This window comes from Rhodoferax sp. EU05-FHT12H12, from assembly GCF_058791215.1.
Genome location: NZ_JBYTDI010000003.1, coordinates 48566 through 62745, shown reverse-complemented (window position 1 = coordinate 62745; position 14180 = coordinate 48566). Strand labels below are relative to the sequence as shown.

Here is a 14180-nt window from a genome sequence, read left to right as displayed (position 1 = left end):
CGCGCGCCAATCGTTTGTCAATGCTGTGGCACACGCCCCTACACAACTCAGCTTGTAGTCCGCACCAGCCGCCGCATCAACACCGATGCATAGCTACCAAATTCATAGCTGCTGTCGCAAGTGCAACAAGCGCCCCGTGCCAATTCGGCTTAAATCCTCCCCATGGGAAATCTCTATTTGGTACGCCACGGGCAGGCTTCGTTTGGGGCCGCGGACTACGACAACCTGAGCGAGCTGGGCCATCGGCAGAGCGTGCGACTGGGGGAGTACTTTGCGGGCAAGGGGCTGCAGTTTGAGGCGGTCATCGTCGGCACGCTGCGCCGCCACGCGCAGACCTGGACTGGCATTGCCCAGGGCGCCGGGCTGACGCAGCAGGCACTGGAATGGCCGGGCCTCAACGAATATGACAGTGCGGCGGTGATCCACGCCATTCACCCCGCCCCGCTGGAAAAGCCGGACACCCCCGAGATGTACCGCCACCACTTCCGCCTGCTGCGCGATGGCCTGACGCAGTGGATGAATGGGGTGGTGAGCCCGCAGGGCATGCCGAGTTACGACGCGTTTGTGGAGGGTGTGACCAGCGCGCTGGACCACGTACGCCGACAGCACACCGGCAATGTGCTGATCGTGAGCAGCGGCGGGCCCATCTCCACTGCCGTAGGCCATGTGCTGGGCACCACACCCGAGACGACGATTGAGCTGAACCTGCGCATCCGCAACAGCTCGGTCACGGAGCTGGCCTACACCCCCAAGCGCCACATGCTGGTGACCTACAACACCCTGCCGCATCTGGACGATGCACCGTACGCGGACTGGGTGACGTACTCCTAGCGGGTGAGGGCCTGGCCCCGTGCCGACTGGCACGGCTTGTGCTTTGTGGCCTCTGTTGGACCGCACAGAGGAACACGATGCACCGATTCGGAACGAAGTGGGTAGCCCCTTGCTTGGGGATTTGTATTCTGGCCTGGAGCTTGGCGGCCCCTGCGCAAACGGCGGCCAGTGGCGCGGTGGCCGATGCCCCGCCCGCTGCCACAACCTCCGCCCCTGCCGCGGCACCTGTCCCGGAGGCCCCTGCCAGCGCACCCGCGGCGCCCCCCGCACTCACCAAACCTGGGCTCGTGGCCCAAAGTAGCCTCAATACGGCCGACACCGCATGGATGATGACCAGCACCGCGCTGGTGCTGCTGATGACGCTGCCCGGCATTGCCCTGTTCTACGGTGGCATGGTGCGCAAGAAGAGTGTGATCAACACCATGGCCAGTGTGGTGGCGATTGCCGCCATGGTGAGCCTGCTGTGGTTTGCGGTGGGTTACTCGCTGGCCTTCACCCCTGGCAGCACCTGGCTGGGTGGCACCGAGCGATTCTGGTTCACAGGCCTCAACTACCTGAAAGAGGCCGGCCAGGTGGCGGTGAGCCATGTGGCACCCAATATCCCCGAGTCGGTCTACGCCATGTTCCAGCTCACGTTTGCCATCATCACGGGCGCACTTATTGTGGGCGCCTTTGTGGAACGCATGCGTTTCTCGGCCATGTTGTGGTTCATTGGCATGTGGTCCATCGTGGTTTATGCGCCCATTGCCCACTGGGTGTGGGAGCCTGGTGGCTGGCTGGTGCAAATGGGTGTGCTGGACTTTGCGGGCGGCTCGGTGGTGCACATCAATGCCGGCATGTCGGGCCTGGTGTGTGCCTACATGCTGGGTGCGCGCAAGGGGTATGGGCGCGAACCGTTTGAACCCTTCAACCTGGGCCTGACCATGGCGGGCGCAGGCTTGTTGTGGGTGGGTTGGTTTGGCTTCAATGCGGGTTCGGCCGTGGCCTCAGACGGGCGTGCGGGCCTGGCCATGGCAGTGACACACATTGCCGCCTCGGCCGGTGCCATGGCCTGGATGTTTGGCGAGTGGATCATGCGCGGGCGGCCTTCGTTGCTGGGCCTGTGCTCCGGTCTGGTGGCGGGCCTGGTGGCCATCACCCCCGCGGCGGGTTTTGTCACGCCGGGTTCTGCAGTCATTTTTGGTGGTGTGGCTGGCTTGGCCTGCTACTGGGGTGCCACCGGACTCAAACGCATGCTCAATGCCGATGACTCGCTGGACGTGTTTGGCGTGCATGGCATTGGCGGCATCGTGGGCTCGCTGATGACGGGCTACTTTGCCAGCAAAAACATTTCGGGCGTGAGTGGCAGTGTGGCCACCCAGGCGCTGGGCGTACTGGTGGTGCTGGTCTACAGCGGCGTCATGAGCTGGGTGCTGCTGTGGGTGACCCAAGTGATAGTGGGCCTGCGGGTGGACGAAAACTCCGAACTCACAGGCCTGGATGTGTCCCAGCACCGGGAGCACATGGGAACCTGAACGGTGAAACTCAAAGGAGTGTTGCATGTTGAACAGTGAAAAACTGGCGATTGCCGCCCATTTGCACGTGCTGCTGCGCCGCAAGACCGGCCGCGTGACCGACACCGAATGGATGGCCAGCAACACCGAGTACGCCGCCGAGATCGTGCGGTTTGCCCGTGCCGCGGCCGAGGAGGATGGCCACACCGACCTGGCCGAATGGGCCGCCAAGCTGGAATTGGCCATGGTGCCGACCCATACCCCCCGCACCACACGCAACAGCCTGTTTGGGGTGATTGGTGGCGTGGCCAAACCAGCCATGCCCGGCGCCTCCGACTCGCTCATGGGTGCCAGCGAGCAGGACGCGCACCGCTACATCCGCGGCATCCGCTAAACGCCCACCCCGGGTTGGCGCAGTGCGGGCGTGACGCACAATGCCGCCATGCCCAAGACCCTGCACCTTGCCTTTGCCTGCGCAGCTGCCTGTGCCCTGACGGCGGCCCACGGCACGCCCACCCTGCGCTGCCAGCTCACCTACGCCGGCAGCACCCAAACCTTGGAAGCCACACCCGTGGCCAACCCCTACCCCGTGGCCGCGGTGGACGTGGGCGGGCGCTTTCGCTTCAAGGCCGTGATGGTGGGAGACGGCACGCAGCTGGACTACATCAAGCTCTACGCCTACCTGGACACCCGGCGCCAACCCGTGCTGGTACAGCAGATCACGTACCTGCCTCCTTTTGTGGCGACGGCGTCCCTCACGGGCAAACAGTTTGTTTATGCCGGTGAAGTGGAGCGGGAACTGCAATACGAATGCAGCTTGCAGGGAGTGGCCCCATGATGCGCGCGCTGCTACGGGTTTGCCGCTGGGGGGTGGCTGGCTGGTTATGTGTGACGACCGCACTTGCCCAGCCCACGCCGGTGACGCTGGTGTTTGCCGGCGACATCGTGCTCGACGACGATGCGGGCCGCATGATGGAACGCGGGGGCGACCCGTTTGCAGGCTTTGCCACATTCTTCAAAAATGCCGATATTCGCCTGGGCAATCTGGAGTGTGTGGTGGCCACCACCGGATCGGCCGGGGACAAAAACTACACCTTCCGCGCCCACCCACGCGCACTGCCCGTGCTCCAGCGCCACTTCGATGCCATGGCGCTGGCCAACAACCACTCGGGCGACTACGGGCGCGAGGCCTTTGCCGAGATGCTGGGCCTGATGCGCCAGGCCAGGCTGGACTACTTTGGTGGCGGCCACACCCTGCAGGAGGCGCACACGCCGCTGATCATCGAACGCAAGGGGCTGCGTATTGCGCTGCTGGGCTACAACGAGTTCATGCCACGCAGCTTCGAGGCCGACTTTGATGCCCCCGGTTCCGCCTGGAGCGAGGACGAGCAAGTGGTGGCCGACATACGCGCCGCGCGCAGCGTGCACAAGGCAGACCTGGTGATCCCGGTGATGCACTGGGGCTGGGAAAACGAGCCGCTGGCCAATGCCCGCCAGCGCCAGCTGGCGCGCCGGATGGTGGATGCGGGTGCCGATGCCGTGATTGGCGGCCACCCGCATGTGACGCAAGACATGGAGCACTACCGGGGCAAACCGATTGTCTACAGCGTGGGCAATTTTGTGATGAAGGAAACCGACAACGCCAACCAGCGTGTGGGCTGGGTGCTGCGCCTGCGCCTGGACGCGGCGGGTGTGCAAGCCTTTGACACCCGCGTGGCCCGCATCGACCTGCAGGGCATTCCCACCCCCGACCCCAGCACCGCCAGCCCCTGCTGGCAGCGCGGAGATGCCGCGGTGCGGCAGTGCCGCAACCCGGACTAGGTTTCGCCCACAGCGGCGGAGCGTGGGGGCAACATCTCGCCGCCGAGCCGCCCCAAGGCGAGTTAGCCCCCTTGGGGGGCAGCGACCCGCACAGCGGTGGAGCGTGGGGGGCTAGTTGCGCAGCGTGTCGGCCGGGAGCCGGTGAATCTCGGCCAGCGTTTGCGCCAGGGCGCGGCCTGCGGCGTCCAGCACGGCGCGGCCTTTGTCGGCCGTGGCGGCAGCCGCATTGCCCACGGCCCCGGCGGGGTTGTAGTCCTGCATCTGCCAGCCCAGCTTGGCGCTTTTGCCATTGCCCAAAATCGCAAATTTCTTCGCGCGGTCTTCAGAGGTGGACGCAAAGTTTTGTGCCTGCGCCATGGCCACCTGCTCGGGCGCCAGGGCCAGCATCATGGAGGTTTCAATCTCACCTGCGTGGATACCAAAGCGGTGTTCGTGCGCGCTGAACAAGGCATTGACATCCTCACCGGCCGGGCCGGCAAGCGGCAGGCCAAACCAGTTCACGCTGTAAACCAGTATGCCCAGCCGCGCACGCAGGTCACGCGCCACCACATCCAACAGGCCCACCTGCCCGCCGTGGGAATTGAGCAAGACCAGTTTCTTGACGCCCGTGGCCGCCACGCTCTCGCCCAGCTCGGTCCACAGGCGAATCACCGTCTCGGCCTTGAACGTCAGGGTGCCCGCGAACTGCGCGTGCTCGGGGCTGAAGCCTACTGCTTGCGTGGGCAAAAACAGCGCGGGCAGGTCGGCGGGAAGATGCGGCACCGCAGCGGCCACCACCCCATCCACCAAGGCGGTGTCCACCCGCAGCGGCAGGTGTGGGCCATGCTGCTCGGTGGCGGCCACGGGCAACACGGCGATGGTGGAACTCAGCTGACCGTCGGCTTGCCGTTGCGCAAAGTCGCGCGTGCTCCAGTCGGCCCAGAAGCGGGAGGGGTTTTGCATGCGCCTATCTTAGGCCACGCTAATGCGCCAGGGTTTCGGGCTCGGACTGGTCAAACGCGACCGCCGGAGCGCTGCGTGGCAGCACCATGCTGAAGGTGGCGCCCTGGCCGGGGTTGCTGGCCACATGCACGGTGCCCCCCAGCGACTTGGTCACCAGGTTGTAGACGATGTTGAGGCCCAGGCCGCTGCCGCCCTGGCCCAGCTTGGTGGTGAAGAAGGGGTCGAACACACGCGGCAAGTGCGCGGGGGGAATGCCCGCCCCGTTGTCACGCACCAGCAGGCGCACGGTGCCCTCATTCGTCAGGGCAGCGCTGACCTGCACCGTTCCACGCTCCATCCCCTCGAAGGCGTGCAGCAGGGCGTTGTTGATCAGGTTGGTGAGCACCTGGCCCAATGGGCCGGGGTAGCTGTCCATGACGATGCCGTCGGCAATGTCGCACTCCACCAGGTGGCTGGACTTGCGGATGGTGGGCCCCAGGGTGAGCAGAATTTCGCTGACCGTGGCCTGCAGGTCGAAGGTGCGGCGGTTCAGGCTGGTCTGGTCCACCGCCACCTGCTTGAAACTGGACACCAGCTCGGCGGCGTGTTGCAGGCCGCGCATCAGAATGCTGGCCCCCTGCCGGGTGTTGCCCACAAACTCCTCCAGGCGGCTGCGCGTGAGGCCCTGGGCCATGCTGTTGCCAAAAGCGTTGGCGTGGTCCTGCAGGGTGCTGGCCACGGTCAGGCTGTTGCCGATGGGGGTGTTGAGTTCGTGCGCGATGCCGGCCACCAGCGAACCCAGGGCCGACATTTTTTCGGCCCGCACCAGCTCGCCTTGCGCCGCGGTGAGCTGGGCGAGCGTGCTGGACAGCTCCTGCGTGCGCTCCTGCACCCGGTGCTCCAGCGTGGCGTTGAGCTGCAGGATGTTTTCCTCGTAGCGGTGTTTGGCGGTGATGTCGTCAAAGGCCATGATGAGCACCCGCTCACCGCCCAGCACCACCATGCGGCCCGACAACTCGCACAGCATCTCGGCCCGCGTCACGCCGTGCAGCATCCAGGCGCGGTAGCCCGTCAGCTCGCCGCGCTCGCGCAGGATGCGGTTGCCCTCCTCGCGCTGGGCCGCGTCTTTCCAGATGCCGGTGCGCGCACCGTTGGAACCGATGGCCACGTCGCGCTCCAGGCCGAACACCCGCACCCAGGCGCTGTTCACGTCCATGGTCTGGGTGTCATGGCCCTCCACGCGCGATACCGACATGGACACCGGCGAGGCATCAAAAATGGCCTTGAACTTGGTCTGGCTCACGCGCAGCGCCTCCTCCGTGCGCTCACGCTCGGCCAGCTCCAGCTGCAGGGCCAGGGTCTTTTGCTCACGCTCAGTCATGAGCGCCGCCAGGTCGGTACGCATGGTGTCCAGCGCATGGGCCAGCTCACCCATTTCGTCCTTGCGCTGGGACGACAGGGGCAGCGCCAGTTCGCCGCGCGCCAACCGCAGGGCGTCGCCGCGCAGTTCCAGCAGGGGTTTGAGCACACGGCGGTTGAACAGCGGCCAGATCACCAGAAAGGCCAGTGCCATCTGCAGCACCAGGGCCAGCGCAAAACGCAGCAGGTCCTGGCGCATCTCTCGCTCGATGCGCTGGGCCGTCATCTCCACCGTGAGCCGGCCGACACGGGTGCCGTTGTAGATGATGTCGCGCTGGTCGCTCAGCGTGGTGCCGGGCGGCAGGGCCTCGTTGTGTTTGCGCACAAATACGTCCTGGAACTCGTCGGTCACGGTCACGCTCACCACATCGGGGTTGCGCATCACCGCGTCCACCAGCTCGCTGGCCACACCGCGGTCCAGGTTCCACACCGCCACCGCCATGCCGCGCGAGAGCACCTCGGCATACTGCCGCATGGGCGCCTCTACACGCAGGGCCACCTCGGTCTTGAGCTTGGCGGTGACCTGAAAATAGGCCAAAAACAACGCCGGCAACAGAATGCCCAGCGCCACCCCCAGCATCAGCGTCTGGCGCAAGGACAGGACGGGGAAACGCGCTGCAAAACCGGCTGACTGGGGCAAAACTGCTCACTCCCTGAAGGTGATGGCGATGGGGCTCTGGCGCAAAGTATCCATGCGCACCTTGGCCGTGGTCAAGCAAAAAGCATGCAGGGTACACGCCCTCTATGATGCGCGCATGTCTTCCCCGCGCCCCCGTAACGCCACCGGCGATTCCTTTTTTGCCTGGGATGGCGACACCCTGATCGTCAATATTCTGGGCAAACCCGCCGCCAGCAAAGATGCCATTGGCAAGCCCAAGGGCCCCCAACTCAAGGTGAGCGTGACCGCAGCACCGCAAAACGGAAAAGCCACGGACCATATGGTGCGCTTTCTGGCCCCCTTGTTTGGCGTTGCCGTGGCCGACATCACCGTGGTGTTTGGCCAGGAGAATGTGAACAAGCAACTGCGCATCCGCGCGCCCAAGAAACTCCCCGCCGTCTTCACCGCCACGGCCCCACCTCCGTGACGCCCCCCGGAACTATTCGACTCGCCGCGGCTCCCACCCTGCAATGAACTTGTTGTCCCTCCGATTCCTGCGCCCAGCCCTTTGGCGCGCCCAGATTGCTCTTGTTTTTATAGCTGCTTGCGCAGCATCCACGGGCGCTAGAGCCCAATTTGATACAAAAACCGGCGCTACCACTGCGGTCGTACAGACCGAACAGGTACGCGCCGAACTGCTGGCCTACGCGCCCCAAGGCGTGGCGCCGGGTGCCCAGGTGTGGCTGGGGCTGCAGTTGCAGCACCAACCGCAGTGGCACACCTACTGGAAGAACCCCGGCGACTCCGGACTGCCCACCACACTGGCCTGGACGCTGCCCGCCGGCGTGACGGCGGGCGAGATCGCCTGGCCCACGCCCCACAAGATTGCCATTGGCAGCCTGGCCAACCTGGGCTTTGAGGGAACGGTGCTGCTGCCGGTGCCGCTGACCATTGCGCCCGACTTCCGCCCCGGCGGGCTGTCGCAGGATCTGGAGCTGCGCCTCTCGGCCAGCTGGCTGGTGTGCCGCCAGGAATGCATCCCGCAAGACGGCGTGTTTGCGCTGCACCTGCCGCTGCGCGGCTCCACCGCGCTGCACCGGGCCAGTTTTGAGGCCGCCTGGGCCGCCGCACCCAAGCCATTTGCCGGCGCGGCGCAAGCCACCGTGTCCGACACCGGCATGGCGCTGCGTGTCAGCGGCCTGCCCGCCAGCTGGCGCGGCAAGGCGGTCAATGCCTTCCCCGAAACCCACGAGTTGCTGCACACCCCCGCCCTGCCAGGCGACGGCGATGGGGTGACGTCCGGCACGGCCACCCAAGCTGGCACCCAGGGCTGGCAAGACGGCGTGTGGAGCGCCCAGGTGCCGCACTCGGCCCAGCGCACCACCGGCCCCACCACCGTGGCCTGGGTGCTGGTGCAGGGCGACGAGCGCCTGCGTGCCGAGGCTGCGGTGCAAGGCAGCTGGCCCGCCACGGCAGCCCGCGCCGAGGTGCCCGCCGCGCTGCAAGCCGCGCTGGCCGCCAATGCCCAACAAGCCCAGCCCCCCGCTGCTGCCGTGCCGGGCAGCCTGCTGTGGGTGCTGGCCACGGCCTTGCTGGGCGGTCTGATCCTCAACCTCATGCCCTGCGTGTTCCCGGTGCTGGCCATCAAAGTGCTGGGATTTGCCGCGCAGAGTGGCCAGTCCCGCGCTGCCCAACGCGCCCAAGGCTTGGCGTACACCGCGGGGGTGGTGGTGTCGTTTCTGGCGCTGGGCGGCCTGCTGCTGGCGCTGCGCGCCGGGGGCGAGCAGTTGGGCTGGGGGTTTCAGTTGCAAACCCCCGGTGTGGTGGTGGCGCTGGCGCTGCTGTTCACCCTCATTGCGCTAAACCTGGCGGGCTGGCTCCATATAGGTAGCGTGCTGCCGCAGCGCCTGGCCACGCTGCAGCTGCGCCACCCGGTGGCCGAGGCCTTTTTGTCCGGCGTGCTGGCGGTGGCGGTGGCTTCGCCTTGCACCGCACCGTTCATGGGTGCGTCGCTGGGTTACGCCATCACCCTGCCGGGCGCGCAGGCGCTGGCCATTTTTGCAGCGCTGGGCCTGGGCTTGGCCCTGCCCTACCTGCTGGCCAGCTGGGTACCCGCCGTGGCCCGTTGGTTGCCCAAGCCCGGCGCCTGGATGGACACGCTGCGCCACTTCCTGGCCTTCCCCATGGCGGCCACGGTGGTCTGGCTGGTGTGGGTGCTGGGGCATTTGAGCGGGGTGGACGGTGCGGGCAGCCTGCTGCTGCTGATCCTGGGCGTGTGCATGCTGGTCTGGTCGCTGAATCTGAAAGGTCGCGCCCGCGCCTTGCTTGCTAGCATTTCGATAGCTGCTTGCGCACTATTCGCCTGGGCCAGTGGCCCCTACCTCTTGGGTTTTGCAGATGCCAAGGTAGAAGCCAGCGCCTCCACGACCAGCGCCGACAGCTGGCGCCCCTGGGCCCCAAACAGCGTGCAGGCCGCACTGGCGCAAGGCCAGCCGGTGTTTGTGGACTTCACCGCGGCCTGGTGCATCACGTGCCAGGTGAACAAGAAAACCACGCTCAACAACACCGACGTGCAAGCCGACTTTGCCGCCAAGCGGGTCACGCTGCTGCGCGCCGACTGGACACGGCGCGACCCCGCCATCACCCAGGCCCTGCAGGCCCTGGGCCGCAGCGGTGTGCCGGTGTATGTGCTCTACGCCCCCGGCAAAACGCCGGTGGTGCTGTCTGAAATATTGACGCCCGGCGAGCTGCGCCGCGCGATTGCCACTTTGTAGGACGCCGCCATGACCGAAGCCCAGACCATTGCCCAACTGGTCCGCAAACCCCTGACCGTGGCCGTGGTGGGCCTCTCGCCCAAGCCGCACCGCGACAGTTTCAAGGTGGCGCAGTACCTGCAACGCCAGGGCTGGCGCGTCGTGCCCATCAACCCCAATGCCACCGAGATCCTGGGAGAAAAGGTCTACCGCAACCTGACCGAGGCCGCCGCGCACACAACGATCGACCTGGTGGATGTGTTCCGCAACAGCGAGGACGTGCCGCCCGTGGTGGACGAGGCGATTGCCATTGGCGCACCGGCCCTCTGGCTGCAACTGGGCATACGCCACGACGCCGCACTGGCCCACGCCCGGGCCGCAGGCCTGTTGTGTGTGCAGGACAAGTGCCTGCTGGTGGAGCACGCCCGCCTGTCGCCTTGACTTGAGGCAAGACAAAGGCCGGGTGGGGCCAAACTGCGACAATCGGTCCATGACCGACACCAACGCCTCCCTGTCTTTTGACGCCCTGCACAACCCCACATTTCTTCAGGCCTGCATGCGCCAGGCCACACCACACACCCCCGTGTGGCTGATGCGCCAAGCCGGGCGCTACCTGCCTGAGTACGTGGCTACGCGGGCGACCGCGGGCAGCTTCATGGGCCTGGCCACCAACACCCAGTACGCCACCGAAGTCACCCTGCAACCGCTGGAGCGTTACCCGCTGGACGCGGCGATCTTGTTCAGCGACATCCTCACCGTGCCCGACGCCATGGGCCTGGGCCTGAGTTTTGCCCAGGGCGAAGGCCCGCGCTTTGCCAGCCCCATCAAGACCGAAGCCGATGTGGCCAAGCTGGAAGTGCCCGACATGGCCAAGCTGCAGTACGTGTTTGACGCGGTCAGCAGCATCCGCAAAGCACTGACGCAAGATGGCAAAGGCCGCGTGCCGCTGATTGGTTTTAGCGGCAGCCCCTGGACGCTGGCCTGCTACATGGTGGAGGGCAAGGGCTCGGACGACTACCGCCTGGTCAAAACCATGCTCTACAGCCGCCCAGACTTGATGCACACCATGCTGGCCATCAATGCAGACTCGGTGGCGGCCTACCTGAACGCACAAATCGACGCGGGTGCCCAGGCGGTGATGATTTTTGACAGCTGGGGCGGCGTGCTGGCCGATGGCGCGTTCCAGAGCTTCAGCCTGGCCTACACCGCCCGCGTGCTCAAGCAACTCAAGCGCCATGGCAGCGACGGCAAGGTGGTGCCGCGCATTGTGTTCACCAAGGGCGGTGGCCTGTGGCTCAAGGACATGCAAGCACTGGACTGCGAGGTGCTCGGCCTGGACTGGACCGTGAACCTGGCCCAGGCGCGCGCACTGGTGGGCGGCACCGAGAACGGTCCGGGCAAAGCCCTGCAAGGCAATATCGACCCCAACGTCCTGTTTGCGCCACCCGCTGCTATCCAAACCGAAGTGGCCAAGGTGCTGGACAGTTTTGGCACGCCCTACCAAGGTGCAGGCACCGGCCCCTCGCACATCTTTAACCTGGGCCACGGCATCAGCCAGTACACACCGCCCGAGCATGTGGCGGCGCTGGTGGAGGCGGTGCACAACCACTCCAAACGCCTGCGCGGCTAATTCCATTACCACGATTCATGCACCAAACCCAAGTTCCGCAAACTTACTTATGCACAAAAATGGGCGGGCTAGGGTTATCCCTTCCCCTGCTTGGGGGATGGCCGCTACAAAAGAAATAGCGCCCGCAAGTGCTTGATTCATAAGGAATTTAAAGTTTGCTTTTTTTCTGGGCATTGCAAGCAAACCCTTGATTTACAAGGCTTCGGCAGGGGCGAAGCACAGATATCAACAAAGTTATCCACAGAAAACGTGAACGAACTGTAAAGCGCTTTGAAATCAAGTACTTAGACATTGTTTCGCCAGTTCACATCAATAAATTAGTCCAAGTGCCGAACTATCGCTACCCCACCTTTGCCGGACGGGTGACCACCCCATGAGCTGCTGGTTGCCCGTGCTGGTGAACACACCTGCGCATGCCGCACTGGGGCCGGTGCTGACCTACCAAAGTGAGCAACCGCTACCGGCCGGCACGCTGGTGCGTGTGCCCCTGGGGAGCCGCGAGACCCTGGGCGTGGTGTGGGACAGCGGCGGCGGCGAGGCCACCGGCGAGTTCGATCCGGGCAAGGTGCGGGCGATTGCCGGGGCGCTGGAGGGCGTTGCACCGCTCTCGGCCCAATGGCAACAATTGCTTACATTCACTGCCAGCTATTACCAGCGCTCGGCGGGCGAAGTGGCGCTGGCCGCCCTGCCGCCCCAACTGCGCGAACTGAGCCCCGAACAGATGGCACGCCGCCTCAAGCGCAAAAAACCGGCCGAAGGTGCCAGCGGCGCCGTGCTGGCCGTGCCAGCCCTGACGCACGAGCAAGCCACGGTGGTGGGCCAGATTGCCACACACCCGGGGCCGTTTTTGCTGTTTGGCGCCACCGGCAGCGGCAAGACCGAGGTCTATTTGCACTGCGTGCACAAGCTGCTGGCGGCCGACCCGGACGCCCAGGCGCTGATCATGGTGCCCGAAATCAACCTCACGCCGCAGCTCGAAGAACGCTTCAAGGCCCGGTTTGCGCCGCTGTATGGCGAACATGCGGTGGTGAGCCTGCACAGCGGCATGACCAACCCCCAGCGCCTGAAAAGCTGGCTGACCGCCCACGGTGGCGCGGCGCGCATCGTGCTGGGCACGCGCATGGCGGTGTTTGCCAGCCTGCCCAAACTGCGCCTGATCGTGGTGGACGAGGAGCACGACCCCAGCTACAAAAGCAGTGAGGGCGCGCGCTACTCGGCACGCGACCTGGCGGTGTACCGCGGCAAGCTCGAAGGCGCCAAGGTCATCCTCGGCTCGGCCACGCCCTCGCTGGAGAGCTGGCACCACAGCCGCCCGGCTGAGGACGGAGGACGCTACTTGCGCCTGCACATGCCCAGCCGCGTGGGCGAAGCCAGCAAGCTGCCGCTGGTGCGTCGGGTGGACATGAACCACCAGCCGCGCAAGGCGGTGTTTTCGCTGCCACTGGTCGACGCCATCAAGGAACGCGTGGCGCGCGGCGAGCAGTGCATGGTGTTTTTGAACCGGCGCGGCTACGCCCCGGTGCTGGCCTGCGACGACTGCGGCTGGAAAAGCGAATGCCCGCACTGCAGCGCCTTCCGGGTGTTCCACAAGATTGACCGCACGCTGCGCTGCCACCACTGCGGCTTTACCGAGCGCGTGCCACGCGCCTGCCCGGACTGCGGCAATGTGGACATCGCGCCCCTGGGCCGCGGCACCGAGCAGCTGGAAGAACACCTGGCCGAACTGCTGGTGGACGTGCGCCGCGCGGGCTCGGTGACGCCACAAAACCCGAAGGGCGAGCACCTGCGCATTGCCCGCATCGATGCCGACTCGACCCGCCTCAAGGGCGCGCTGGAAGAACAACTGGCCGCTGTGCACGCGGGCGATGTGGACATCCTGGTGGGCACACAGATGATTGCCAAGGGCCACGACTTTCGCCGCATCACGCTGGTGGCCGCCGTCAACCCCGACAACGCGCTGTTCAGCAGCGACTTCCGTGCGCCCGAGCGCCTGTTCAGCCTCTTGATGCAGGCCGCGGGCCGCGCCGGGCGTGATGCGTCCTTAGGCGCACAAAGCGAGGTGTGGATTCAGACCTTCCAGCCCACGCACCCGCTGTACGCCGCACTCAAGCGCCACGACTACCCGGCCTTTGCCGAGCAGCAGCTCAAGGAACGCGAGCAGGCCGCCATGCCGCCCTTCAGCGCCCAGGCTTTGGTGCGCGCGGACGCCAAAACACAGGAAGCCGCACAGGCCTTTCTGAACGCCGCACGCACATTTGCGCAAACCGAGATGTTGGCGTGGGACGGCTGGGCTCCGGTGCTGGACCAGCTCACGCTGTACCCCGCCGTACCCATGACCATCCAGCGCGTAGCCAATGTGGAGCGCGCCCAGATGCTGATTGAGAGCCCCTCGCGCGCGGCGCTGCAGCAGTTTTTGAATGGCTGGCAAAACGTGCTGCACGCCACCCGCAGCCAGCCCGAATGCAAGGGCCTGATCCGCTGGGCAATTGATGTGGATCCGCTGGCGATTTAGAGTCTTTTAGGGCTCTGGCCCGCTTACTACTTGCGCAAGAAGCTATTGTATTGATAGCAAACTTAACTCGCCCTGGGCCTGTCGAGAGGGATGAAAATGCCGCGTTGCAAGCCAAGGGGTGGGCAGGGACGGTGAACCGGGTATCCGTCCCTGCGTTACGACTTTGGCTGAGTGCCGAGTACGCACCTACGTCACGCGCTCA

At 65.5% G+C, this 14180-nt stretch carries 12 protein-coding genes; 10 read left to right on the top strand and 2 right to left on the bottom strand.

The features are described 5' to 3' along the window. Window positions 1–162: 162 nt before the first annotated feature. From AC3WS7_RS09745 to AC3WS7_RS09725, 5 genes are all read left to right on the top strand, one after another. Window positions 163–831: a histidine phosphatase family protein gene (locus AC3WS7_RS09745; protein ID WP_492656224.1), complete on the top strand. Its 669-nt coding sequence runs from the start codon at window positions 163–165 to the stop codon at window positions 829–831. A 77-nt stretch (window positions 832–908) separates the two neighbouring features. Beyond that, complete coding sequence (locus AC3WS7_RS09740; RefSeq protein ID WP_492656223.1) at window positions 909–2345, top strand: ammonium transporter; 1437 nt, start codon at window positions 909–911, stop codon at window positions 2343–2345. Between the two features lie 25 nt (window positions 2346–2370). Continuing rightward, window positions 2371–2718 carry a hypothetical protein gene (locus AC3WS7_RS09735; protein WP_296471913.1) on the top strand — a complete coding sequence of 116 codons (348 nt, stop codon included), beginning with the start codon at window positions 2371–2373 and terminating at the stop codon, window positions 2716–2718. A gap of 48 nt (window positions 2719–2766) precedes the next feature. Beyond that, on the top strand, window positions 2767–3162 hold the full coding sequence (locus tag AC3WS7_RS09730; RefSeq protein WP_492656222.1) for a hypothetical protein: 396 nt from the start codon (window positions 2767–2769) through the stop codon (window positions 3160–3162). After that, window positions 3162–4145, top strand: coding sequence for a CapA family protein (locus AC3WS7_RS09725; protein ID WP_492656534.1), 984 nt, complete (start codon window positions 3162–3164; stop codon window positions 4143–4145). The genes AC3WS7_RS09730 and AC3WS7_RS09725 overlap by 1 nt, the downstream gene beginning before the upstream one ends. Window positions 4146–4256: 111 nt before the next feature. On the opposite strand, the gene AC3WS7_RS09720 is transcribed toward AC3WS7_RS09725, so the two are convergent. Both AC3WS7_RS09720 and AC3WS7_RS09715 read right to left on the bottom strand, forming a co-directional pair. Further along, window positions 4257–5087: a creatininase family protein gene (locus tag AC3WS7_RS09720; protein WP_492656221.1), complete on the bottom strand. Its 831-nt coding sequence runs from the start codon at window positions 5085–5087 to the stop codon at window positions 4257–4259. 19 nt (window positions 5088–5106) lie between these two features. Next, the gene (locus tag AC3WS7_RS09715) at window positions 5107–7125 is read right to left on the bottom strand and encodes an ATP-binding protein (protein ID WP_296471905.1); all 2019 of its coding nucleotides are present in this window, start codon (window positions 7123–7125) and stop codon (window positions 5107–5109) included. Between the two features lie 115 nt (window positions 7126–7240). Between AC3WS7_RS09715 and AC3WS7_RS09710 the strand changes: the two genes are divergently transcribed. From AC3WS7_RS09710 to priA, 5 genes are all read left to right on the top strand, one after another. Further along, window positions 7241–7570 (top strand): DUF167 domain-containing protein, encoded by a 330-nt coding sequence (locus AC3WS7_RS09710; RefSeq protein WP_296471903.1) that lies wholly within the window; start codon window positions 7241–7243, stop codon window positions 7568–7570. A gap of 43 nt (window positions 7571–7613) precedes the next feature. Continuing rightward, complete coding sequence (locus AC3WS7_RS09705) at window positions 7614–9857, top strand: protein-disulfide reductase DsbD family protein (RefSeq protein WP_492656220.1); 2244 nt, start codon at window positions 7614–7616, stop codon at window positions 9855–9857. A gap of 9 nt (window positions 9858–9866) precedes the next feature. Continuing rightward, complete coding sequence (locus AC3WS7_RS09700) at window positions 9867–10277, top strand: CoA-binding protein (protein ID WP_492656219.1); 411 nt, start codon at window positions 9867–9869, stop codon at window positions 10275–10277. A gap of 70 nt (window positions 10278–10347) precedes the next feature. Further along, window positions 10348–11466, top strand: coding sequence for a uroporphyrinogen decarboxylase (hemE, locus tag AC3WS7_RS09695; RefSeq protein ID WP_492656533.1), 1119 nt, complete (start codon window positions 10348–10350; stop codon window positions 11464–11466). Window positions 11467–11839: 373 nt separating this feature from the next. Next, a complete protein-coding gene (gene priA, locus AC3WS7_RS09690) occupies window positions 11840–13978 on the top strand; it encodes a replication restart helicase PriA (protein ID WP_492656218.1) in 2139 nt (712 codons plus the stop codon). Window positions 13979–14180: the final 202 nt, after the last annotated feature.

What these genes read in the sequence shown, in the direction of transcription:
- AC3WS7_RS09745 (WP_492656224.1), top strand. Translation starts at nt 163, where the DNA reads ATGGGAAATCTCTATTTGGTACGCCACGGGCAGGCTTCGTTTGGGGCC.
- AC3WS7_RS09740 (WP_492656223.1), top strand. Translation starts at nt 909, where the DNA reads ATGCACCGATTCGGAACGAAGTGGGTAGCCCCTTGCTTGGGGATTTGT.
- AC3WS7_RS09735 (WP_296471913.1), top strand. Translation starts at nt 2,371, where the DNA reads ATGTTGAACAGTGAAAAACTGGCGATTGCCGCCCATTTGCACGTGCTG.
- AC3WS7_RS09730 (WP_492656222.1), top strand. Translation starts at nt 2,767, where the DNA reads ATGCCCAAGACCCTGCACCTTGCCTTTGCCTGCGCAGCTGCCTGTGCC.
- AC3WS7_RS09725 (WP_492656534.1), top strand. Translation starts at nt 3,162, where the DNA reads ATGCGCGCGCTGCTACGGGTTTGCCGCTGGGGGGTGGCTGGCTGGTTA.
- AC3WS7_RS09720 (WP_492656221.1), bottom strand. Translation starts at nt 5,087, where the DNA reads ATGCAAAACCCCTCCCGCTTCTGGGCCGACTGGAGCACGCGCGACTTT.
- AC3WS7_RS09710 (WP_296471903.1), top strand. Translation starts at nt 7,241, where the DNA reads ATGTCTTCCCCGCGCCCCCGTAACGCCACCGGCGATTCCTTTTTTGCC.
- AC3WS7_RS09705 (WP_492656220.1), top strand. Translation starts at nt 7,614, where the DNA reads ATGAACTTGTTGTCCCTCCGATTCCTGCGCCCAGCCCTTTGGCGCGCC.
- AC3WS7_RS09700 (WP_492656219.1), top strand. Translation starts at nt 9,867, where the DNA reads ATGACCGAAGCCCAGACCATTGCCCAACTGGTCCGCAAACCCCTGACC.
- priA (WP_492656218.1), top strand. Translation starts at nt 11,840, where the DNA reads ATGAGCTGCTGGTTGCCCGTGCTGGTGAACACACCTGCGCATGCCGCA.